Consider the following 21,872-nt stretch of genomic DNA (forward strand, 5'->3'; position numbering starts at 1 on the left):
TACCTTTAATCCAACTCAAACTCGTCTTTCCAAGAATCATCTTTTTCAATCGGTGTTTGTTCTTTTTTATCTAAGATAAAATTCTCTAATACGAGAAAATCCATCTCGGTTCGCATAAAGCATCTGAAGGCATCTTCAGGGGTATGAACGATTGGTTCCCCTCTTACATTGAAGGAAGTGTTTACAAGGACCGGACAGCCAGTCAACTGATCAAACTTAGTCAATAGTGAATAGAATCTTGGATTCGTTTCCGAATGGACGGTTTGAATCCTGGCCGAATAATCTACGTGAGTGATAGCCGGAAGAGAGGATCTTGGAACGTTTAACTTTTCGATACCAAATAGTTTCTCTTGTTCCTGTGTCATTTCTATCCTATGTTTTTTTAAAACATCGGCAACTATAAGCATATAAGGGCTTTTTGATTTGATATCGAAATAATCGGATACTTTTTCAGCTAACACAGCTGGAGCAAAAGGTCGGAAACTTTCTCGGTATTTAATTTTCAAATTCATCACAGATTGCATTTTTTGATTTCGAGGATCTCCAATGATCGAACGTCCTCCCAAAGCTCGTGGCCCGAATTCCATCCGACCTTGGAAATAACCAACTACATTACCTTCAGCTAAAATTTTGGCAAGTTTCTCATCTAAAGTATCATTCGTATGTTTGGAATATTTAGCACCTAATTTATCTAAGGAGGTTTGAATGGATTCGTTTGAAAATGCAGGTCCAAGATAAGAACCGTTCATAGAATCTAATTTGTTAACGACTCTTGGGTGTTTTTTATATTCATAATGCGCGCATAGAGCAGCACCCAAGGCACCACCTGCATCGCCGGCTGCAGGTTGGATGAAGACTTCGTCAAAGATTCCAGCTTTCAAAATTTTCCCATTGGCAACACAATTTAACGCGACTCCGCCCGAAAGACAAAGATTTGCAATTCCTGTTTCTTTTCTTGCCGACTTAGCTAAGCGAAGCATGACTTCTTCAGTCACTTCTTGTACCGAACGTGCTAAATCCATTTCCTTCTGCGTTAATGTTGATTCACTTTTACGAGGAGGACCCCCAAATAATTTATGAAACTTATCTGTTGTCATCGTAAGACCGGCCGCATAATTGAAATATTCCATATTCAATCGGAAGGTTCCGTCTTCTTTTAAATCAAGGATGTGTTTAAGGATTAGGTCAACGTATTTAGGTTCCCCATAGGGTGCTAACCCCATCACTTTGTATTCACCTGAATTCACTTTGAATCCAGTATAGTAAGTGAACGCGGAATACAATAAGCCAATAGAATGAGGAAAATCTATTTCCCATAGAGGTGTTAGTTTATTTCCATCACCTATCCAGGCTGAGGTGGTCGCCCATTCTCCCACTCCATCGAGACACAAGACAATCGACTTTTCAAATGGGCTTACAAAAAAAGTAGATGCTGCGTGAGCTTGGTGATGTTCAGAAAATAAAATTTTCGGAAAGGATTTTGTAGGAGAGAGTAATTTTAATTCTTTTTGCAATGTGCTTTTTAGAAAAAGTTTCTCTTTGAGCCAAATGGGCATAGATGCAAAAAAAGATATCAGACCTTTCGGTGCATATGCCAAGTAAGTCTCTAGAAGTCTTTCAAATTTAACAAGAGGTTTGTCATAAAAGATAACGTTACTTAGTTCATCAACGGTAATATTTGCTTCAGTAAGGCAGTATTGAATCGCTGAGCTTGGAAATCTTGAATCGTGTTTTTTGCGAGTAAATCGTTCTTCTTGAGCGGCTGCAAATACCTCTCCGTTTTTTAGAAGGCAAGCAGCACTGTCATGGTAATAGGCAGAAATGCCAAGTAGGTATTCGTCAGACATGATAAAATAAGGTTCGAAATTTTAATCTTCATGTCAATGTTAATAAAGTGCAAGATTTGGAGCTGACCTATCGTTCATACGGGAAAGTCACTCGGATGCTAGTGCCTTTTTTTCGCTCCAGATTTAGATTTCCATAGAGCTGGATACTTAACATTTTGACTAAGTTTAACCCGAAACCTGTAGAAATAGAGAAATCAACTGAATTCGGCAGACCAACCCCATTGTCTGAAACCTCAAGAGAAACTGTCCCATTTTCAAGCGTGAGCGAGATGGTGATAAGACCTTCTCCTCCACCGGGAAATGCATATTTTAGAGTGTTTGTTAATAACTCATTGAGGATGATCCCTAAAGGTTGAAATTTTTCCGCACTCAACTCAAAGTTTTGTATCCGTTTTCTAATTTTTACGGATTTCCCATTCGTAAAATTTCCTATGATTTCATCTACCAACTCTGAAATATAATCCTCTGTAAACATTGTTTTAAAATCGGGCGATTTATATAATTTGTCGTATAACATAGACATACATTGAACTCTGCTACTAGCGTCCATTAAGGCGTTTATAGCAGATGGCTCTTTCAAATTAGAGGCATGAAGATCAAGCAAACTATGCACGACGCTCATGTTGTTTTTGATCCGATGATGTATTTCTTTGATGAGAATTTCCTTTTCTGAGAGAAGGTCATTGATTTTCTGTTCATTAATTTTTCTCTCTGTAATGTCCTGTACGATTGCGATATGATAATCTGGCTTACTTCCTGGCTCCCACATGGCAGAAACTGTTAAATGAACCCAACAAAGTTTTTGATCTTTCCGAATGTATTGTTTTTCCACTGAGTATTCCCTAATTTCATTGGAAATTAATTTACTCATTCCATCTAGATCCGCTTGTAGAGTATCCTTGTGAGTAATTTTCATAAAATCTAGATGCAACATCTCGGATTCGCTGTAGCCAAGTATTTCGCAATATTTTTTGTTAATTCTAATAAACTTTCCTGTTAACGTTTCGAGTTCAGCAACGCCAACAGCAGCTTGTTCGAATAATGTTTTGAATCTATTTTTATTCTCGAATAAAATTTCCGATGCAATATTTCTTTCGATGGCAATTCTTGCTAAGTGTGCGCCCCTTTCGAGTGCTGATATTTCTAATTCTGTCGCAATACGGATCGTATGCGAATAAAAAGCAAAAGTTCCTAAGACTAGACCGTTACTTCCGATGATGGGAACCGACCAGCAGGAAAGAAGATTATGGGGCAAGGCAAATTGTTTATAATCCAACCATAACGGATCATTTGCTATGTCTGCGACGATAGTCACCTTTTTTGTGTATGCTGCTGTACCGCACGAACCAGAGGAAGGACCTATTGGTGAACCATTAATATTTCGATTAAACTCATCTGGTAAGTTAGGTGCGGAACCGAGAACTAAATACTTTCCCGTGGGATCAAGCAATAGAACAGACCCGATTGCATCAGGAAACAATTCCTCGTAACAGAGGACTATTTCACTAAGTAGCATATCGAGATTGCCCCCTTTGGCAACGTGTTCGAGTATCTTTGTTTCGATCTCTCTTTCTCTTTCTTGTGCCTTTCGGGATGTGATATCAATGGAGCCAGATAATAGACAAGATATGCCATTTACCTCCAGAAATTGACCAGAGAAGGAAATCCAACGAAGATTGCCCGATCTATCTTTGATTTGAGTTTCAAAATCTTTAATATAAGACTGAGTCTTTATTGTATCTATGATTTTGTCACGGTCTGCTGGATGGTACCAAATCATTAATTCGTTTGCTGATTTGCCTAAAATTTCACTTTGTTTGTATCCAAAAATTTCTTCGGCTGCTTTGTTGAGTGCGAGGAAATTTCCGAATTCAATAGTAGTAAGGGATAATGGGAAGGGAACAAATTGGAAAACATTATTAAAAAGAAAGTTCTCTGCATGCATTTGAAAACTTTCTATTATTTTTTTTCGATCCGTAACATCTCTAGTTACGCCAATAAAATTGATGAGCTCGCCTTGGTCATTTAAGACAGGTGAAATAGTAAGATCATTCCAAAAAATTTCACCATTCCTTTTGTAATTTAAAATTTCACCAGAGAACTCTTGGTTCTCATTTAGACATTTGCGAATTCGTGAGATAGTAATAGGATCGCTCTTCGGACCCTGAAGGAATTGACAGGTTTTGCCAATAACCTCTTCTCTCACGTATCCAGTAATTGTTAAGAAGGCATCGTTAGCTTGTATGATCTTACGATCTAGTCCTGCGATAAGAACACCTTGCGAAATGGACTTTAAAGCCTGTTCACTACGAAGGGACTCTTCATACTTATCAAATAGCTCAAACGCCATTTGTATGGACTCACGTAAAACAAAATCGTTCGATCCTTTAAGAACATAACCATACCGAGTTATCTTTTTTACTTTGTTTACGTACTCTTCTTCCGAGTGGGAAGTAAGAAAAACAATGGGTAAATGTCGTTTTTTAAGAATGATGGATGCAGCCTCGGAACCATCAATCCCTGGCCCCAAATCGATATCCATTAGGATCAGGTCTATGGATTTATCGTTTGATGCTTTATCTACTGCCTCTTCTCCTGAAATAGCTCCTGTTACATGGTAGCCAAAGGATTTTAATATTTTTGTAGTGGTCATCGCGAGAAGCGATTCATCTTCAACGAGGAGAATTGTCTTTTTTTTTTGATTTTCCAAAATTCTCCCTGTCCTTTTTAGTGCGGATCAAAAAAGCTTATCTTCCACGTAAATTAATTCAATCAAATGAATCAGAATTTATTTAATTCTTAAACTAGGATTTTGGTGAGTAAAGAAAAATAAATGATTTTATTGAAGATCGGTTGGACAGAAAAAGATTAAATGTCGAAGCTCTAAATTGGCATGAAATTTTTAGATTTATATCTCATATTGTTTTTTTCGCTTTTCGTCTCATGCGTTACGAAACCAGCCAATAAGAAGCGAACCGATCCAATCTACAACAAATCAGATTTTAAAATATCAGATTCGACAATTGATAGCTCCGGGAAATTAAATGAAGGCAATACGCCTCTGCTCTCCGCGTCCATATTTGGAAACGGTCCCGTAGTCCATTCCCAAATCATGGCTCGTGCAAATGTCAATGAAAGAAGTAAAGACGGTACTACGCCCTTGATCTATGCATCTATGTACGGCCACACAGCCATCGTAAAAATGTTATTAGAGGCAAAAGCTGATATCAACGCAAAAAATGAGGATCATAAAACGGCACTCATTTGGTCTTCGTTTAATGGATATACTGACATTGTACAAATTTTGATAGAACAAAAAGCAAATGTAAACTTTCAGGATAAGTTGGGTGCAACTGCTCTAATGTATGCCTCAAGCAATGGGTATCTTGATATCGTCAAAATTTTGATTCAGGCAAAAGCGAATTTAAATAGTGTCGATCATTTTGGTGGAACAGCTTTAACAGAAGCAACGAGTGAAGGACATTTTGAAATCGCGAATCTGCTTCAGGCTGCGGGCGCAAAATAAAAAAATAAAATGCATAATAAATGATAAACGAACTAGGTTCAAGAATTTGAATTCCATCTAACTATGGGAGAATGAATCATGAAACTTAAAATATTAATAGGTCTAGGAATCTTGTTATCTTTGGTATTGAATTGTGGCTCGCAACAGACTGCGAAAACTTTTAGCTTCAATGTTGCTTTTTTAAAAGGTGAAGCAGAGCGCTCTGGTGCAACGGCGAAACTAAAGACATTTGATACAATTCCTGAATCAGAAACAGTGACTACCGCCAAGGACGCGATACTCGATTTGGCATCGGATTTAGGAACCATGAGAATGTTAGGAAGTACCAATGTGAAACTTTCTCAAGTCTCTGCTGACCATCTAGAGTTCAATGTATCTGATGGAAATATTTTAGTAAAAGCGGCAAAACTAAATAAGGGTCAGACATTGAGAGTCTCAACGCCAACAGTGGTGGCTGCAGTCCGCGGCACGGAATTTTGGGGACAAGTGAATAAAGAATCAGAATTGGGAACCTTTGCCGTAAGAGATGGTGCCGTAGAAATTATGAGAAAGGCTGATGGTGTAGCGATTTTAATTGAAAAAGGTCAGGCCTTAGATATCGATCCAAAAGCAAAGGAATGGAAGGTAAGACCTGCAAAACAGGGCGAACTTGATGCGATGAGTCAAATTGATCAGATGAAATAAAAACTTTTTTCCAAATCGGTAAACCTAAGGAAACAAAATTATGAACAATATTACTTGTTTATAATTTTGTTTCTGCCAAATTTGCCTTTATGCCTGGACAATTTTCCGCACTTGAATTAGAGAAGTTGCTCGATCTACAAACGGAGTTTGCTTCAGCAAAACCTGATGTTGCCTCATTGATACAGTTAATCTCCGATCGAACGCGAGAATTGACAGGATCGGCAGGAGTGGTACTTGAATTATTAGAAGCTGATGATTTAGTTTACAGGGCAACCTCAGGATCTTCAACATCTCAACTTGGCTTAAGAATTCCCAGAAAGGGAAGTTTTTCGGGATTAAGCATAGAAACCAAGGAAACACTCATTTGTTCCGATTCCGAAACAGATCCTCGGGTAAACCTAATGGCATGTAGGCGAGTTGGTTTGAGATCAATGATCGTACAACCTTTATTTTTTGATGGTGAAGTCATAGGGGTATTGAAAATTCTCTCTCCAAATATTGATGCCTTCGATGCACATATTGCCTCCTATTTGAAACTCTTTTCTGGAACGATGGCCGCAACTCTATATAATGCCTTCCGATGGGCGGAGAAGGAGATGCAAATTGATTCCCTTTCTTATCATGCTAGCCATGACTCGATGACTGGATTGTTCAATCGATCTGCCTTCTTTGATAATCTTAGGATCTGCATTGCAAAAGCAGAACGCTCACAATTAAAAATCGCAGTCGGTATGTCGGATCTTGATGGTTTAAAGTATGTCAATGATACATACGGGCATGCCGCGGGTGATTATTTCATAACCAAATTTGCGGAACGACTTAACAACGAAGCAGGAAATGATTGCATAGTAGCTAGATTAGGCGGAGATGAATTTGCTATTCTATTAAAAACTCAGACACATGACAATTCTCTAAACGAAAAGATATTCGAGATAGTCAACCGAGTAGAAGGGGATATACCTTTTGAGAAAACAAAGTTGAGCCTGAGAGCCAGTGCGGGAGTTGCCATCTACCCGGATGACGCTGTGGAGGCGGAAAATCTGATGGAAATTGCGGACACTCGATTGTATAAAAATAAACGGGAAAGAAAAGCGAGGACTAAATGAAGATTTTTGATATTACAGGTGCCTCCCTATGGACCGAACTGAAAGACGCGCTTTCCGGATCGGAGGCTGATTATACGGAAGTGAGTATGCGCAAAGCGATCTTCTTACTCTCTGTGCCAATGGTTTTAGAATTAGTCCTTGAGTCCGTATTTGCAGTTGTAGATATATTTTTCGTGGGCAAATTAGGCCCCTCTGCTGTTGCGACTGTCGGTCTGACAGAAACGTATCTCTTTTTGCTGTACTCGATCGCCATGGGGTTAACTTTTTCAATCACGGCGATTGTCGCGCGGCGGATTGGTGAAAAGGAAAAAGAAAAGGCAGCCACAACGGCTGTTCAGGCGATCATCATTGGAATTATTGCCTCCATTCCGTTTTCGATTGCCGGGATTTTTTTCGCCCAGGACTTACTAGCCTTAATGGGTGCGGATCAATGGATAATGGAAAATGGTTTCCATTATATGAAATGGATGTTAGGTGGAAACCTGGTAATCGTACTTTTGTTTATGTTAAATGCAGTCTTTAGGGGAGCAGGAGACGCAGCCATCGCTATGAAAGTACTTTGGATTTCAAATGGGTTGAATATTATTTTGGATCCCATCTTAATCTTTGGATGGGGTCCTATCCCTGCATTTGGCATTGAAGGAGCTGCGATCGCTACAAATATGGGAAGAGGTGTAGGAGTTTGTTTTCAGCTCTGGCTATTGTTTAATGGTGGAAAACACATTCAAATTCTCGCAACTCACTTGAAAGTAGATTGGAAAACGATTGGTGGGATTTTAAAGACTTCTATCGGTGGGATTGGACAAATGATCGTAGCGATGACATCATGGATTTTTATCACGCGTATCCTTGCTGAATTTGGTAGCCAAACAGTAGCAGGTGCAACAATAGCTCTTCGCGTAATGATGTTTACGATGATGCCTTCATGGGGAATGTCCAATGCCGTCGCGACATTAGTAGGACAAAATTTAGGAGCTGGAAAACCTGATCGGGCCGAACAATCTGTATGGTTTACAGGTACCTGCAATATGGTCTATTTAATATGTGTTTCGTTTGTATATTTTTTTATGGCAGAGCGACTCATTTCCCTTTTCACTGATGATCCAATCGTCATTCAGATCGGTGGCAAATGGCTTACAATCGTGTCCTATTCTTATTTTGTTTATGCCTGGTGGATGGCCGCATCACAAGCATTTAATGGATCTGGAGATACCATGACTCCAACCAAAATAAATATCGTATTCTTTTGGCTCATTCAGTTACCTCTTGCGTTTACAATGGGTAAGATTCTAAATTTTGGATATGAAGGGGTTTTTTGGTCCATGATGGTTACCGAAACATCAGTCGGCATTTTTACACTTTGGCTTTTTAAAAAGGGAAAATGGAAAGAAACTAAGGTTTAGTTTCGCATACTTTTATCGCAGAATGATTAAAAGTAAGTGAATTATTTAAAATGAAATATTTTGAAGTCTTTTTTACCGCGTTACGACTTGGTTTAACATCTTTCGGAGGACCTATTGCTCATTTAGGATATTTTAGAGATGAGTATGTAATAAAAAAGAAATGGATTAGCGATCACGGTTATGCAGATTTAGTTGCTCTGTGCCAATTTCTTCCAGGCCCTGCGAGTAGCCAGGTTGGTATGGCAATAGGCTTATCTCGAGCAGGATTATTGGGTGCAATCCTTTCCTGGGCCGGATTTACATTCCCCTCCGCATTGATCCTAATCATTTTTGGACTTGGTATGTCAAATTTGGATGTATCCTTGCACCAACACTGGTTACATGGGCTCAAAGTGGTAGCGGTATCAGTCGTGGCACAGGCTGTTTTAGGTATGGGGAAAAATCTCTGTCCTGATAAAGAGCGCATCACGTTGGCGATTGTTTCAATGGTGGTCGTTCTTCTTGCTAACTCAGCATTCATTCAAATCCTCGTTTTACTCGGTGCTGGTATCTTCGGCGTCTTTTTTTTCAAGTCTAGTTCTGATCTACCGCACGAGCCTCTTCATACTGGTGGTCGAATCAGAGGTGCCGTTTTCGTGTTTTTATTCTTTGCCTTGCTCATCGTTCTTCCCCTCGCGCGAAATTTGTATCCGGATCGGAGTATTAAACTTTTTGATAGCTTTTACCGAGCCGGTGCGCTTGTGTTCGGTGGCGGTCATGTAGTATTGCCTTTATTACAAGCGGAAGTTGTGCCAACCGGATGGGTCACGAATGACATATTCATGGCAGGATACGGTGTGGCAAATGCTATACCGGGACCTCTTTTTGCCTTTAGTTCTTATCTTGGTGCCGCCTCTGTTTTGCCACCTAATGGATGGTTAGGAGGTATTATTTGTTTGTGTGCTGCCTTTTTACCGTCTTTTCTTTTAATCGTAGGATCTTTGCCTTTTTGGGAATCCTTACGTCGTTTACCAAACATACGTCATGCGATGTTAGGACTGAATGCGTCGGTTGTAGGAATTTTACTGGCGGCTCTCTACCGTCCTGTTTGGACCAGTGCGATTTTTACTCCGAAAGATTTTGCGGTAGCGGCCATTGGTTTTATCCTTTTGCAATTTTGGAATTTACCTTCTTGGGCGGTGGTGTTACTAAGTGTCTTGGTTAGTTTTTTTATCTACGGATAAATATTCAGCCTTCTAAATAGGAATGATTTCGAAAACTGTTACTGCTTTTTGTTTTCCATGTACTCGTACTCTGTCAATTTCTCGGATTAAAAATCCATATTGTTTTGTATCTTTAGGTAACTCGAAAATTGTAGACTCGGAAGCAAGAATTCCGCATTGATAAACCTTTGTTAAGCTTTCAATTCGTGAGGCTAGATTAACTGCATCACCAATGACCGTGAAATCGAATCGGTTTATAGATCCAATATTTCCGACTGTAACATTTCCTGTATGGATTCCGATTCCGATTTTTAGCAAAGGATCGATTTTTGAAATTGATTGGATCATTTTGATGGCTGAGAGTACTGCATGAAGTGATTTATTTTCTGTTTTTGTCAATCCGTAAGTTGCTAGGATGGCATCACCTATAAATTTATCTATCATGCCATCCTCGGATAATATTTGTTCTGTCATCAGAGTTAAATATTCATTTAGGAAACGAACGACTTCGTCTGGTTTTAGTTTCTCTGAGAAACTCGTAAAGGAACGAATATCAGAGAATAGGATGGCTAGATTTTTACTCATGCCCGTGCTCAATTGACTTTTATCGCCTTTGTCTAGATGGTCAACGAGCTCGGGAGCTAAGTACCTTTCCATTAACTTTTTAGTACCCACTTCCTTCATCATCTTATCTTGAGAATGGATGATAGCATAACCGATGAAAAGAATGATAAGTAAAGCCATGCGCATGGGTAAAAGTTCTTCGACATCCACAGGAAGCAATGAGTAGCGATTCCATTCAAAGAAACTGATCGCGATGAACATGGCAAATATGGTACCTGACTTTGAGTATCGTAAAAGGTTCAAAAAATAAAAATAGAAGGTAGCTAGGAAAATTGTAAACAGTAGTGTGTCGCCTTTCGTTGCGACGGTGAGATCGAATTTGAAGATCAGGATAATGGTAAAATAATCAAAAAGGATAACAAAGTATTTTAACTTTGATAAAAACGTGTACTGATAGACGATTTTTAAGACAATTGCTCCGTATAAGATTAAGAAAAAATCTATGAGGAGAGTGGTTCGAGTAGGTGTGACATTCGTAAATTCAAGAAAACCAAGGTAGGCGAGCAAATCAAAAAAAGAAAAGACGAATGATGTGGAGAATCGAAACCAAGATAAGATCCTCTCATTTTTCCACTCACGGTCACTGCGAATTTGTTCGACAATAGCTAACATGTAAGCTAGCTTTTGTTTGCCTGATTTCAATTAAAAGAAAATTTCCTAGCATTGTATTGGATTTGAAGTTTTTAAACTTAAAAAGGGAAAAATCCGTTTACGGTCTAAGTTTGATAAAGAAGCCTTGCGGAACTGTATAGGTAAAACTTTTAGATATCAATTTACCACCTGTGGAATATCGAAAATCTGCAGCGCCGCCAAAGCTGCCACTTAGATATAGATTCTCTTCCGAATCAAATTCCATATGATTGATCACAAGGAATACTGAGGAAGAGGAAATGGGAATGTGTCTGACAAAGCTACCATCTTTGGTGATTTCCATGATAAAGGAATTTGATTGCCCTGATATGGTTGAATGTACATCCGCGATTCCAAAATCACCATAAAGTGGTTGGTTGGCACCGGAGAAAGTTCCTGTGATAAAAATATGTCCATCACTCGGTCTAATTTTCATGGCGTACAATTGATCTGAGGTTAGACCTCCAATGCGTCTTCCCCATACGTAATTTCCTGCCGGCGATATCTTTACGATATAAAAATCAATACCTCCATTTACAGTTTTGATATCTGAAATTCCATCGATGTTGATTCGGATGTCAATGGATGTTGCATTGGATTGGAATCCAATATAGGAATTTCCATCCGCGTCGGTAGCCATCACCCTGGGTGTAACATTGTTTCCAGGATTAAAAATGGTTTTTGTAAATTGGTAGCTATTACCCGAGTTAACTCTCGTTACCGCTGTGCCGTTCGTCGCATTTTTGATGTCGGCGATTCCATCAAAGGGAGTCCGATAGTCTAGGGAAGTCGAAACTTGGTTTATGGCCAAGACGATAGCTCCGTCGTTGAGGCAATTGATATCTGTAATCACATGTGTACTTCCCAAAAATTTTCGATTAGTTACATAATTCCCGCCTTTTGTCAATTCTAACAAAAAACCGGCTGGAGTATTTCCTGTATCGGTAACGCTAAAATCAAAACCATAATCGATCAAGGTTCCATTTGCGCGTCCTCCTATATAGATATTCTGATTTTGAGAATTATAACAAAAGGAATTTGCCTCTGTTAAAGTGTTCGCACTTACCGTTTTCGCATAACTAAATGTTCCATCATAGTTGATACGACTTAGTAAAAATGTACTATTTACATTTGAAACCGTTTGATTTACGGCTGTTCCGCCAAATTCAGAGTCAATATTGATCTGAAGATTGTTTTTAATCATGCTTAACAGATATTGGTTTCCTTGGTCATCCAATCCAATGCGAGCCGAAGATAGAGTATCAGCTCCAGCGATATAACGATTGTAAAGCAATTCTCCTTTGGCATTCAGTTTGAAAATAATGGGTGAAACAGAAGTTCCTGGAGTGGGATAACTAGATTTCGTAATGTTTTGAGAAAAATCCTGTGCCCAATTCGTACCGTTATTGGAAATGGTTCCAACAAAAAAAATCTCATTCGCATTGAATGCCTTTGCTTCGTATATGGCAGAAGAAAAACCTGTTGAGGTTAAGTTTTTAACCCAGCTGATACCCTTCACTTCGGTAGAAATTTTGGCTTGGTAATTGATGCCCGTTGAATTTTTACATGAGATTGTTTTTTCAAGCTTTGCGCTGGTTTCCTGCGGTTGCGTTCCATCGGAAGCTATGATGCCGTTTTCATTTAAGGTAAGTCCTTGGGGTAGGGCTGTATCGATTTGACAGTTGTTTAGGCCGCTAGTGTTAGGTGTGGCAGTCTCTGAAAATGTCTTTCCCGTTTCGCCAACGAGAAGTGTCTTATCATATTGAAAGGTAATAATGCTATCGTCAGCCGTGGCAGCCTGAGTACTAACTGGACGTGTTAAAGATTGCAGAGATAATGTTTCAAGATAGCGAGAAGACCAGGTATCGCCTGGATTGTTCAAACGCAACGGTTTACAGGAAGTTACAAAATTAAAAGCAAATGCAATGCAAATACAAAATAATCTTTCTCTGAGGCGCATAACTTCAATCTCGTCTTTAGGGAGGGTTACTGCAAGTATAATATTATATACCTGGCATATCATTTTTTCAGCAGCTATGCCAAGCAAGACTCATTTACGATTGGATCGGATGTTGTAAAAATCTATCTCAATGCATTGCGATTCCTTTCAGTTCATTCTCAAGATTGTCAAGCATGGAGAGCCAACTTTGATAGGCGCCTGTTTTTCGAGCAAGCTTCTCAGAAACATCTTGTTCGAGGATAAGTCTTGTCTGGTTTCCTTCCATCTTTTCAAGCGTGATACTTAGAGTCGTTTTAGGAACCCAATCAGGATCATGACCAGCGTCTATCGGCGCGACGGCCTTACCGTTCTCATCTGCGATGACGAGAGTTTGAACTATTTTTTTCGGTCGATCTAATTGCAGATATTCGCCGATAACCCAACAATCACCAAACTCAGGATTGCTGATACAGGAATGAAAAGTCCCACCTTGCTTTACATCAATTGTTTTAAAACGAATCGTACATCCTTCCGGCGCGTACCATTTCATGAGTAAGTTCGGATTGGTCCAACCTTCATAGACCTTTTCGATGGAATGTTTTAGAATCCTTTCGATTCGAATTCTTGGTTCATTTAGATCTTCCATTGTTTCTCACCTCTTTATTTTCTTTCAGGAATTCATCCAACCGATTGATCGCACCTTCCCAAAATTCACGGTACTCCATCACCCAGCCTTCTAGCTCTCTTAATGGCAGGGGATTCAGTTCACAAATGCTTTGCCGACCTTCTTTAGTTTTTCGAATCAGCTTTGCCTTCGCTAAATACCCGAGGTGTTTGGAGATAGCCTGCTGCGAGACAGAAAAAGGTTGAACCAGATCATTCACGGTTGCAGGTCCGTTCTTAAGCTGAGCAAGGATCGCCCGTCTTGTCGGATCGGAAAGTGCCGCAAGTGTCCTGGTCAAAGTATCCACAACCATATGGTTGTGGATTTTGAAAACATGTCAATGTTTTATTCGAATTTCAAAAGGACTTCGTGAGCATTCTGGTTTTTAAAAACAATCGGCCACTTTCCGCTTCCGAGACAAGTCCAATCAAAGAGGAAATCAGATTGATCACAACGCTCGGCAAACTACCTTATGGAGACATTTTGAAACGTGTCTCCGAGTCAGAACATTTCCAATCTGGGAGTTTTCAAAATTTAGAACGGACGGAGATGTTGGCACCTGACAGTTCTTATTGGAAGATGGCAATCAAATACTGGCAAAAGCCAAATTCCATCAGACCTTCCTCGCCTGTCCCTTCTGTTAAAATCAATCTAAAGGAATTGGATGCCAACAAAGCGCAATACGTATGGTTTGGGCACTCTTCTTATTTATTTCTGGCTGGTGGTAAAAAAATTTTGGTGGACCCAGTTTTTTCGGGCTATGCTTCGCCAGTTTCATTTGCTGTCCAAGCCTTCGAAGGAACGGATGTTTATTTGCCAGAAGATATGCCGGAATTAGATATCTTACTTATCACCCACGATCATTATGATCATCTCGATTATGAAACCGTGATCAAGTTATTTCCAAAGACCAAAACCATCATCGTTCCGTTAGGTGTGTCCGCACATTTACTCTCTTGGGGTGTGCCAATTGAAAAAATTATTGAGTTAGATTGGTATGAAACAAAGAATATTACAACTGGCCTTAGACTAACCGCTACACCGACCCGACATTTTTCCGGAAGAAGTATCCTTCGCAATCAAAGCTTATGGTGTTCGTATGTGGTTGAGATAGGCGAATATAAAGTATTCGTCGGTGGCGATTCAGGCTTTGGTTCTGTCTTTGAATCGATTGGAAAAAAATATGGACCGTTCGATCTTGCTTTCCTAGAATGCGGTCAGTATGGTGAGGATTGGCCTTCTATTCACATGAGACCTGAAGAAACAGCTCTTGCTGCGGTCGCTATAGGTGCAAAATCATTTGTCCCAGTTCACTGGGGTAAGTTTATTTTATCTTTGCATCCTTGGAATGATCCCATCATACGTGTGTTAGCTGCATCCAAATCACTAAAACTGAATTTACAGGTTCCCAAAATTGGAGAAAGTTTTGCCTTTAATGGATCGGGCAGTGTCGATGGATGGTGGAACTTTCAATAATCGGAGATTCTTCTATGTTCCGCAAAATGTTTGGTAAATAGAATCCGATTCTGGAGTTTCTTCTTCAGGAAAAGGAATTTTGTCTAAGCGAGCATAGGGAGAGGCGAGAATTTTTACTAATTCTTTAAAAGGTTCCATCTCGCCTAATCTAGCCGATTGTAAAACGGACTCGACTCTAGCATTGCGCGGAATGACAAAGGGATTCGTTTTTTGCATCAGACTGAGAACACTTTCTCTATCGAGATTTTTTGCCACAATTCTATCAGACCATCTCTGTTTCCATTCTACGAATTCAACTTCTTGATAGATAGCAGGCGATTCCTCGGATGCATACTCGATTTGTAAAAATGTATTCGTATAATCGGCTTTAGCTTTTTTCATCCAATTCAATAAAGATGAAATCAGTGTTTTATCATTCTCATCGACTTCACTGAATCCGATTTTATTTCCCAGCATCTTCCAATACCTACTTTCAAAGCGATCTGGAAATATATCCAATTTAGTCTTTGCTTTTTCAATACTAACTGACTCATCTGAATCAATTAACGGAAGCAAAGTGTTGGCAAAACAAGCTAGATTCCAGTGAATGATACCTGGTTGGTTCCCAAACGAGTACCTTCCGTTCGCATCAATGGAGCTAAAGACTGTCGATGGATCATAAGAATTCATAAACGCACATGGACCGTAGTCGATCGTTTCACATGCGACGCTGCTATTATCGGTATTCATAACGCCATGTATGAAGCCAACTCTCATCCAATCTACGATGAGATCAATCTGTCGATTCATCACAGATTCAAATAAAGATAGATAAGGATTTTCGGAATCTGCTATTTCGGGAAAGTGTCTATCTATTGTATATTGCGCAAGCTTCTGTAACTCCTCAGTATCTAAAAAATGGTAAGTGTATTCAAATGTGCCAAAACGAATATGACTTTTCGCGATTCTTGTGAGTATGGCGCCTTCATGGACGAGTTCTCGTCTAACAGCTTCTCCTGTTTTTGTTACAGCCAAACTCCGTGTCGAAGGAATCCCAAGGTTGAACATCGCTTCACTGATAAGGTATTCTCTAAGCATTGAGGAGAGAGTCGCCCGTCCATCTCCGTTACGAGAATAAGGTGTCCTCCCAGAACCTTTCAATTGGATATCAACTTTTCCTCCTTCTGGAACTGCAAGTTCACCCAATAGAATTGCTCTACCATCTCCGAGCATTGTAAAGTTACCAAACTGATGCCCTGCATAGGCTTGTGCAATCGGTATCATCCCTTGTGGAATGATATTTCCTGAAAGCAAATTCGTTATCGATTGTAAGTCCGGTATACTGTAGGATATCCCCAACTCGTTCGCTAGATTCTCATTCCATAGAATTAGATCTGGAGATGCCACAGGTGTCGGTAAACAAGGTTTATAGAATGACTCTGGAAGATTCGTGTAGCTTGTCTCTAAATTCAATGAGAAGGTAGTCTCTTTCATGCTGGTCTCTAATACTTAGACAAAATTCTTTCTTCTCTATTCCTCTTTCCCCATGAAAATTTTAGCAATATTGCCTTTTGAAATGTTAACGATGAACGTCGGAAAGGAACATCGATAGGTAGCATACAATAGATAAATGAGAACAAAAAGATTGACATTGTTTTTTTTAAGTAATGAATGAGGTGGAAATTTTTTACAAGGAAGGGATTTGGTTATGGAGAAAAATTCCGAAAGGATCGCCATTGTTTTAGATTTTTTAATTTTCGGTGGTTCCGTTTTATGTATCCTGATGTGGTTTCTCGGAAATCCTTTGTTTTACCGTGCAGATGGTCCAGTAATGTCGATTTTCGCGGCTATCTCGCTTTTCATTCTCACTGGGAATCGACTGGCTCGAAGGTATTTTTACCTTTGGCCCTTCACGCAAAGCATAGCATTTCTTTTGATCGTTGGCGGAGGAAATTTATCATCTATTTTGATGTTAGTTTCGGTTCCCGCTGTCCACGTTAATGCAAATTCTTCTTTTGTAATGACATCGATTTTTACCTCTATGGGTTTTATTTTATTTAGTATTTACGAGATTCTATTATCTTTACGAAGGACTCCTAAAAATGTTTTTATTTTAGATGATATTTTGATTCATCTAGCACTTGTTCCGGGAGCGCTAAGTTTGATTGGACATTTGTTTCATAATCCAACATACCTAAGCATGGGTTTAGATTCCAGAGTTGGTATTTCCATCCTGGAAATGTGTTTTATGGCTGCTCTAGCAGCTTCGACAATTCTCAGTAATAAGAATCTCTTTTTATGGCAATTTTTAAAAGGTGGAGTGGGCAATCAGATTCTTTTTATCGTCTTATTTGCAAATCAATACATTGCGCCACTTTTATATCTTTTTTTCACAAAGGATGCCTTTGAACAGCAGGCTTTTGGGGCTGAGTTATTTATTATGATAGGTGGGGTGGTTGCTACACTTGGATTTTTACTTAGCCAAGCCTATGCACAAAACAAAAATGTAGTAGAGCATCAAGTATGACAGAAATTGTACATTCAACATTCCAAGTTCATAAAAGAAACTTTCAAGATACGAAATGGGTTGAAAACAGAATCGAGTTAAAAGAAGGGCAAATCCTATTACGAATCGATAGATTTTCTTTCACTGCCAATAATATCACCTATGCACTGCTCGGTGAAAGTTTTCGTTATTGGAATTTTTTTCCAGGTGAGGTTGATTTTGGCATCATCCCTGTTTGGGGATTTGCGACAATACTTGAATCGAATCATGAAGCCTTGAAAGTAGGCGAAAGATTTTATGGCTATTATCCGACTGCGACACATGCGATACTGGCGCCTGGAAAAGTAAGGACATCAGGCTTTTCCGATATCTCACCGCATAGAAAGGACCTCTCTGCTGTTTATAATTTTTATTCCAACGTAAATTTTGATTCAATTTATTCTCCAGATACCGAAAATTTTCAGGCGGTCTTTAGACCTCTGTTTTCTACCTCCTTCTTACTTGAAGATTTTCTCTTTGACCATCAAAATTTTGGAACAAAACAAATAGTGATTACAAGTGCATCAAGTAAGACAGCACTTGCTCTTGCTTTCTTATTAAAAGAGAGGAAAAAAGAAGCTATGTTTAACATAGAGGTCATTGGTATCACCTCTTCAAAAAATATTGATTTTGTAAAAGGATCCCAATATTTCGATGATGTTAAAGATTATGATTCGGCTGCCAGTCTGTCATCGATCGATACCGTGATCATAGATTTTGCAGGAAATAAGGAACTCCTTTCAAAGCTAAAACAGTCATTAAATGACAAAATTAAATACATTTGTTTGGTGGGACTCTCTCAATGGGATCAGGTGACCAAGGAAGAAGAGGATTCAGGTGGCAAGACGTTCTTTGCACCGGCTCAAATGAAAAAACGTAGCCGAGAGTGGGGAATCGAAAAATTACAGGCAGAGCTCAATCGAAAGTTTCATTTATTTTTACCAGATGCAAACAAATGGATTCATTTCAACCAGTTTGATTTTCTAAAGCAATTTCAGTCTTGTTACATAGATACTCTCAAAGGAAACACAGAACCTGAGAATGGAAACATAATTACCAACATAAAAAAATAACTTTTATGAGCCATTTGGTAATATAACATACTTCTTGTTATCTCAAGATTTTTGAGGCGCAGAACCAATCTATTTAACACTCGTTCCTGTTTGGACTGCGAATCCGCAACGATACGAGCGTTAACCTTAATAAGTCTAAACGAAACCTTGGTCGATCATGGAATCTGCCACCTTAACAAAACCTGCAATATTTGCACCCATTACGTAATTTACATGATTGTCAACTTTCCCGTATCTAACACAAGTTTCATGAATGTTCACCATGATTTCATGCAATCGTTTGTCTACTTCCTCGGCAGTCCACGACAAGCGTAAAGAATTTTGAGACATTTCTAAACCAGAAGTGGCGACACCTCCCGCATTGGATGCTTTACCGGGAGAGAATAATATCTGTGCTTTATGGAATTCTGCAATTGCTTCAGGTGTAGAAGGCATATTGGCACCTTCGGCAACACAGATACAACCATTCGCTAATAACGTTCTCGCTTCCTCTCCATTCAATTCATTTTGTGTGGCACAAGGAAGGGCAATGTCTATTTTTTCTTTCCAAGGATGTTCTTTCTCATGGTACTTAGCCGATTTGAATTTTTGAATGTATTCTTGTACGCGACCTCTTTTTACATTCTTCAAATCCATAACAAATGCTAACTTTTCAGAATTGATTCCCTCTGGATCATAAATGTAACCAGAAGAGTCCGACATGGTTACAACGATTGCACCTAATTCTATTAGTTTTTGGCAGGCATATTGAGCAACATTTCCAGAACCAGAAATAGCCACTTGCTTTCCTACTAACGATTCGCCCTTTGTTTTTAACATTTCCTGTGTAAAATAAACAGTACCATATCCGGTTGCTTCAGGACGAATGAGAGACCCACCCCAATTTTTGCCTTTACCTGTCAGAACTCCAACGAACTCGTTCGCGAGTCTTTTATATTGACCAAATAGATAGCCAATTTCCCGACCTCCAACACCAATATCACCTGCAGGCACATCTGTGTTCGCGCCGATATGACGGAACATTTCTGTCATAAAAGACTGACAAAAACGCATAACCTCATTGTCAGTTTTACCTTTGGGATCAAAATCGGACCCACCTTTTCCACCACCCATCGGTAAGGTGGTTAAGGCATTCTTCAACGTTTGTTCAAAACCCAAAAATTTTAAGACAGATAAATTTACGGTTGGATGAAAGCGAAATCCACCCTTAAACGGACCGATGGCGGAATTAAATTGAATACGAAAGCCACGATTTACGCGTACCTTGCCTTGATCGTCTAACCAAGGAACACGAAAGATGATTGTCCTTTCTGGTTCTATCAGCCGCTCCAAAATGTTTGCTTCTTTGTATTTTGGTTTGTCAGAAATATAGGGAATCACTGTCTCCGCGACTTCTTGAACGGCTTGTAAAAACTCTGTTTCATGACTGTTTTTAGCTTTTACTATATTCATAAAAGCCTGGATTTCTTTCTGATGTTCGGACATAGATGTAAGATTTTTCGGACACCTCTAAAAATCAAACTTCAAAAGTAAAGAATTTTTGATGTAGGTAAAACGAGATCAGTCCTCTGATTTGGATTTACATCTTCGTAGAGCAATATAATCAACTTCCTCCATCAATTCACATTGGAAGTTCTCTTTTTTCCAAAGGGAGTTAAATTCCTCTGAATCTAATTGTAAGGTCCTAGGAAATTTGACAGGACTAGATTTAGCAAAATCAAAGACAATGACGGATTTAAGTTTCTCTTCTCTAATTTTTGAAACAAGAGAATGCAAATCATTTTTCCAATCTAATTGCTCGACAGCAATGCTCTTTTGTTCTAACAAACGTAAGCCCGCAATCCCACTTATATTTTGATCAAAGAAGATCCATACGTCAGCCTTTAACGGCTCCAAGATTTGATTTGTTTTACGAATCATTTTGTTACTATTTTTGGAAATCTTAATCATAATAAAACTTATGATTAAAGATACTACGACTAGAATCCAAAAAAGTTTTTTTAGCTTCAATTCATTCCAATGTAGGGAAATTAGAAACATCCCAGGAAATACAGTCGCCATAGCATATCTTCCTGTTACTGTAATTCCATCATTTGGTGCCGTAAATCCAACGATCAGAGGATAAGAAATCATAATGATAAAATGTGCCATCGTTACATTTAATTTTTTAAATTCTCTATTTGAACGTAGAAAATAGAAAATTAGGTAAAGGAAAAACGGTGAGTAGAAGAAAAAACCAATTTTTAAAGAAGTACTTTGAAATGAAGTGAAAACGATATTCAACATATTTTGAAATCTAGTTATATAAGTTAGGTGGGCATTCGATTCAAAATTGTACAAATACCGAATTCCAAATATGTGTCCGTCTCGGGAATAATTGATTAGGAAAAAAAGTGCAATAGGTAGCGCGAAGGAAAAAATCAAAAGGAGGAAATCATTGATTCTTTTATCTCTCCAGAGCAGAATCAGAGATATGCCAAAAGTAATACTTCCAAGTATCAAAATTTCGAGTCTTAAAAAACATCCCAGCAATAATAGAAATATGCCTAAGCTTATTTTTTTAGAATTGAATTCTTCGAACCCTCGTGACCAAATCGAATAGCTGAGAGAGATCCAGAAAAACAGTAATGGAACTTCTGATAGGTCAAGCGACTGAGAGAAAAAGACAGTGGCAAACACTCCGATACAACAGGCGGAGATGGAAATGCCTGCAATGAAATGCATGGATAGGATGCCTAAAACGATAAAAACGATGTTAACGTAAGGAAGATATTGGACGGGAATCAAGGGAAAGAGACTAGAGTAGATATCTGCAAACGTTTGGGAAAAAACTGATTTGAAGGCTCCTGTTTTATCTTTTATGACAAATAGGGTTGGACCAAATTTTTTTTCTGGATCGATGCGTTCCGCTGGATAGATCCATTTGCCACGATTTGTTTTTGCCGATTCGATCTGGATCGCTTTTGCCAGAGGATCAGAGACAAAACTTGTGGATGCTGATGTATAGGATTGAATTCCAATGAATAAAAGGGAGAGGGCAGCCAGTATGATTAAATTCTTTCTGTGGGAGAGTATTGTTCGCATTTTTAATTTTGCAGCCGTTTTGCCGTAAGATGGGTGAAAAGATTCTTTCGGTATCTAAAAGAAAATTAGGACGGAAGGCAAGGAATTATA

Annotated in this window: 17 protein-coding genes; 8 read left to right on the forward strand and 9 right to left on the reverse strand. The window is 39.0% G+C overall.

Annotated features, from left to right (window positions below):
• Positions 1 to 5 precede the first annotated feature (5 nt).
• Both EHQ58_RS16435 and EHQ58_RS16440 read right to left on the reverse strand, forming a co-directional pair.
• Complete coding sequence (locus tag EHQ58_RS16435; protein ID WP_135625005.1) at positions 6 to 1,847, reverse strand: carbamoyltransferase family protein; 1,842 nt, start codon at positions 1,845 to 1,847, stop codon at positions 6 to 8.
• Between the two features lie 67 nt (positions 1,848 to 1,914).
• Complete coding sequence (locus tag EHQ58_RS16440) at positions 1,915 to 4,557, reverse strand: PAS domain S-box protein (RefSeq protein WP_135625006.1); 2,643 nt, start codon at positions 4,555 to 4,557, stop codon at positions 1,915 to 1,917.
• 183 nt (positions 4,558 to 4,740) lie between these two features.
• On the opposite strand from EHQ58_RS16440, the gene EHQ58_RS16445 reads away from it, so the two are divergent.
• The 5 genes from EHQ58_RS16445 (at position 4,741) to chrA (ending at position 9,789) form a co-directional block, all read left to right on the forward strand.
• Positions 4,741 to 5,373 (forward strand): ankyrin repeat domain-containing protein, encoded by a 633-nt coding sequence (locus EHQ58_RS16445; protein WP_135625007.1) that lies wholly within the window; start codon positions 4,741 to 4,743, stop codon positions 5,371 to 5,373.
• Between the two features lie 78 nt (positions 5,374 to 5,451).
• Positions 5,452 to 6,057, forward strand: a complete 606-nt coding sequence (lsa19, locus tag EHQ58_RS16450; protein ID WP_135625008.1) for an adhesin Lsa19 — start codon at positions 5,452 to 5,454, stop codon at positions 6,055 to 6,057.
• 89 nt (positions 6,058 to 6,146) lie between these two features.
• Positions 6,147 to 7,163 (forward strand): sensor domain-containing diguanylate cyclase, encoded by a 1,017-nt coding sequence (locus tag EHQ58_RS16455; protein ID WP_135625009.1) that lies wholly within the window; start codon positions 6,147 to 6,149, stop codon positions 7,161 to 7,163.
• Between the two features lie 11 nt (positions 7,164 to 7,174).
• A complete protein-coding gene (locus tag EHQ58_RS16460; RefSeq protein ID WP_135625466.1) occupies positions 7,175 to 8,566 on the forward strand; it encodes an MATE family efflux transporter in 1,392 nt (463 codons plus the stop codon).
• Positions 8,567 to 8,616: 50 nt separating this feature from the next.
• Positions 8,617 to 9,789 carry a chromate efflux transporter gene (chrA, locus tag EHQ58_RS16465; RefSeq protein ID WP_135625010.1) on the forward strand — a complete coding sequence of 391 codons (1,173 nt, stop codon included), beginning with the start codon at positions 8,617 to 8,619 and terminating at the stop codon, positions 9,787 to 9,789.
• Positions 9,790 to 9,801: 12 nt separating this feature from the next.
• On the opposite strand, the gene EHQ58_RS16470 is transcribed toward chrA, so the two are convergent.
• The 4 genes from EHQ58_RS16470 to EHQ58_RS16485 all read right to left on the reverse strand — a co-directional run bounded on the left by EHQ58_RS16470 (position 9,802) and on the right by EHQ58_RS16485 (position 13,932).
• Positions 9,802 to 11,034, reverse strand: coding sequence for an adenylate/guanylate cyclase domain-containing protein (locus EHQ58_RS16470; protein WP_135625011.1), 1,233 nt, complete (start codon positions 11,032 to 11,034; stop codon positions 9,802 to 9,804).
• Positions 11,035 to 11,101: 67 nt separating this feature from the next.
• Positions 11,102 to 13,045: a hypothetical protein gene (locus EHQ58_RS16475; RefSeq protein WP_135625012.1), complete on the reverse strand. Its 1,944-nt coding sequence runs from the start codon at positions 13,043 to 13,045 to the stop codon at positions 11,102 to 11,104.
• Positions 13,046 to 13,109: 64 nt separating this feature from the next.
• The gene (locus EHQ58_RS16480; protein WP_135625013.1) at positions 13,110 to 13,607 is read right to left on the reverse strand and encodes an SRPBCC family protein; all 498 of its coding nucleotides are present in this window, start codon (positions 13,605 to 13,607) and stop codon (positions 13,110 to 13,112) included.
• Positions 13,591 to 13,932 (reverse strand): ArsR/SmtB family transcription factor, encoded by a 342-nt coding sequence (locus tag EHQ58_RS16485; RefSeq protein WP_246047406.1) that lies wholly within the window; start codon positions 13,930 to 13,932, stop codon positions 13,591 to 13,593. Before EHQ58_RS16485 ends, EHQ58_RS16480 begins: the two co-directional genes overlap by 17 nt.
• 62 nt (positions 13,933 to 13,994) lie before the next feature.
• Here EHQ58_RS16485 and EHQ58_RS16490 point away from each other — a divergent pair, with 62 nt between their 5' ends.
• Positions 13,995 to 15,101, forward strand: a complete 1,107-nt coding sequence (locus EHQ58_RS16490; RefSeq protein ID WP_246047407.1) for an MBL fold metallo-hydrolase — start codon at positions 13,995 to 13,997, stop codon at positions 15,099 to 15,101.
• Positions 15,102 to 15,113: 12 nt separating this feature from the next.
• Here the strand turns inward: EHQ58_RS16490 and EHQ58_RS16495 are convergent, their stop codons facing one another.
• Positions 15,114 to 16,574 carry a protein adenylyltransferase SelO gene (locus EHQ58_RS16495; RefSeq protein ID WP_135625015.1) on the reverse strand — a complete coding sequence of 487 codons (1,461 nt, stop codon included), beginning with the start codon at positions 16,572 to 16,574 and terminating at the stop codon, positions 15,114 to 15,116.
• Between the two features lie 214 nt (positions 16,575 to 16,788).
• Here EHQ58_RS16495 and EHQ58_RS16500 point away from each other — a divergent pair, with 214 nt between their 5' ends.
• Together EHQ58_RS16500 and EHQ58_RS16505 are read left to right on the forward strand one after the other, a co-directional pair.
• Positions 16,789 to 17,607 carry a hypothetical protein gene (locus tag EHQ58_RS16500; protein WP_135625016.1) on the forward strand — a complete coding sequence of 273 codons (819 nt, stop codon included), beginning with the start codon at positions 16,789 to 16,791 and terminating at the stop codon, positions 17,605 to 17,607.
• The gene (locus tag EHQ58_RS16505) at positions 17,604 to 18,698 is read left to right on the forward strand and encodes a DUF2855 family protein (protein WP_135625017.1); all 1,095 of its coding nucleotides are present in this window, start codon (positions 17,604 to 17,606) and stop codon (positions 18,696 to 18,698) included. The genes EHQ58_RS16500 and EHQ58_RS16505 overlap by 4 nt, the downstream gene beginning before the upstream one ends.
• A gap of 135 nt (positions 18,699 to 18,833) precedes the next feature.
• Here EHQ58_RS16505 and gdhA read toward each other — a convergent pair whose 3' ends face one another.
• A complete protein-coding gene (gdhA, locus tag EHQ58_RS16510) occupies positions 18,834 to 20,183 on the reverse strand; it encodes an NADP-specific glutamate dehydrogenase (RefSeq protein ID WP_135625018.1) in 1,350 nt (449 codons plus the stop codon).
• A 75-nt stretch (positions 20,184 to 20,258) separates the two neighbouring features.
• Positions 20,259 to 21,782, reverse strand: a complete 1,524-nt coding sequence (locus tag EHQ58_RS16515; RefSeq protein WP_135625019.1) for an LA_3751/LA_3752 family putative glycosyltransferase — start codon at positions 21,780 to 21,782, stop codon at positions 20,259 to 20,261.
• Positions 21,783 to 21,872: the final 90 nt, after the last annotated feature.

It is taken from the genome of Leptospira ognonensis, from assembly GCF_004770745.1.
Lineage (GTDB): Bacteria > Spirochaetota > Leptospiria > Leptospirales > Leptospiraceae > Leptospira_A > Leptospira_A ognonensis.

Bases quoted from the DNA above. Each gene is read 5' to 3' on its own strand.
- EHQ58_RS16435 (WP_135625005.1), bottom strand. From the start codon at position 1,847: ATGTCTGACGAATACCTACTTGGCATTTCTGCCTATTACCATGACAGT.
- EHQ58_RS16445 (WP_135625007.1), top strand. From the start codon at position 4,741: ATGAAATTTTTAGATTTATATCTCATATTGTTTTTTTCGCTTTTCGTC.
- lsa19 (WP_135625008.1), top strand. From the start codon at position 5,452: ATGAAACTTAAAATATTAATAGGTCTAGGAATCTTGTTATCTTTGGTA.
- EHQ58_RS16455 (WP_135625009.1), top strand. From the start codon at position 6,147: ATGCCTGGACAATTTTCCGCACTTGAATTAGAGAAGTTGCTCGATCTA.
- chrA (WP_135625010.1), top strand. From the start codon at position 8,617: ATGAAATATTTTGAAGTCTTTTTTACCGCGTTACGACTTGGTTTAACA.
- EHQ58_RS16475 (WP_135625012.1), bottom strand. From the start codon at position 13,045: ATGATATGCCAGGTATATAATATTATACTTGCAGTAACCCTCCCTAAA.
- EHQ58_RS16480 (WP_135625013.1), bottom strand. From the start codon at position 13,607: ATGGAAGATCTAAATGAACCAAGAATTCGAATCGAAAGGATTCTAAAA.
- EHQ58_RS16495 (WP_135625015.1), bottom strand. From the start codon at position 16,574: ATGAAAGAGACTACCTTCTCATTGAATTTAGAGACAAGCTACACGAAT.
- EHQ58_RS16500 (WP_135625016.1), top strand. From the start codon at position 16,789: ATGGAGAAAAATTCCGAAAGGATCGCCATTGTTTTAGATTTTTTAATT.
- EHQ58_RS16505 (WP_135625017.1), top strand. From the start codon at position 17,604: ATGACAGAAATTGTACATTCAACATTCCAAGTTCATAAAAGAAACTTT.
- gdhA (WP_135625018.1), bottom strand. From the start codon at position 20,183: ATGTCCGAACATCAGAAAGAAATCCAGGCTTTTATGAATATAGTAAAA.
- EHQ58_RS16515 (WP_135625019.1), bottom strand. From the start codon at position 21,782: ATGCGAACAATACTCTCCCACAGAAAGAATTTAATCATACTGGCTGCC.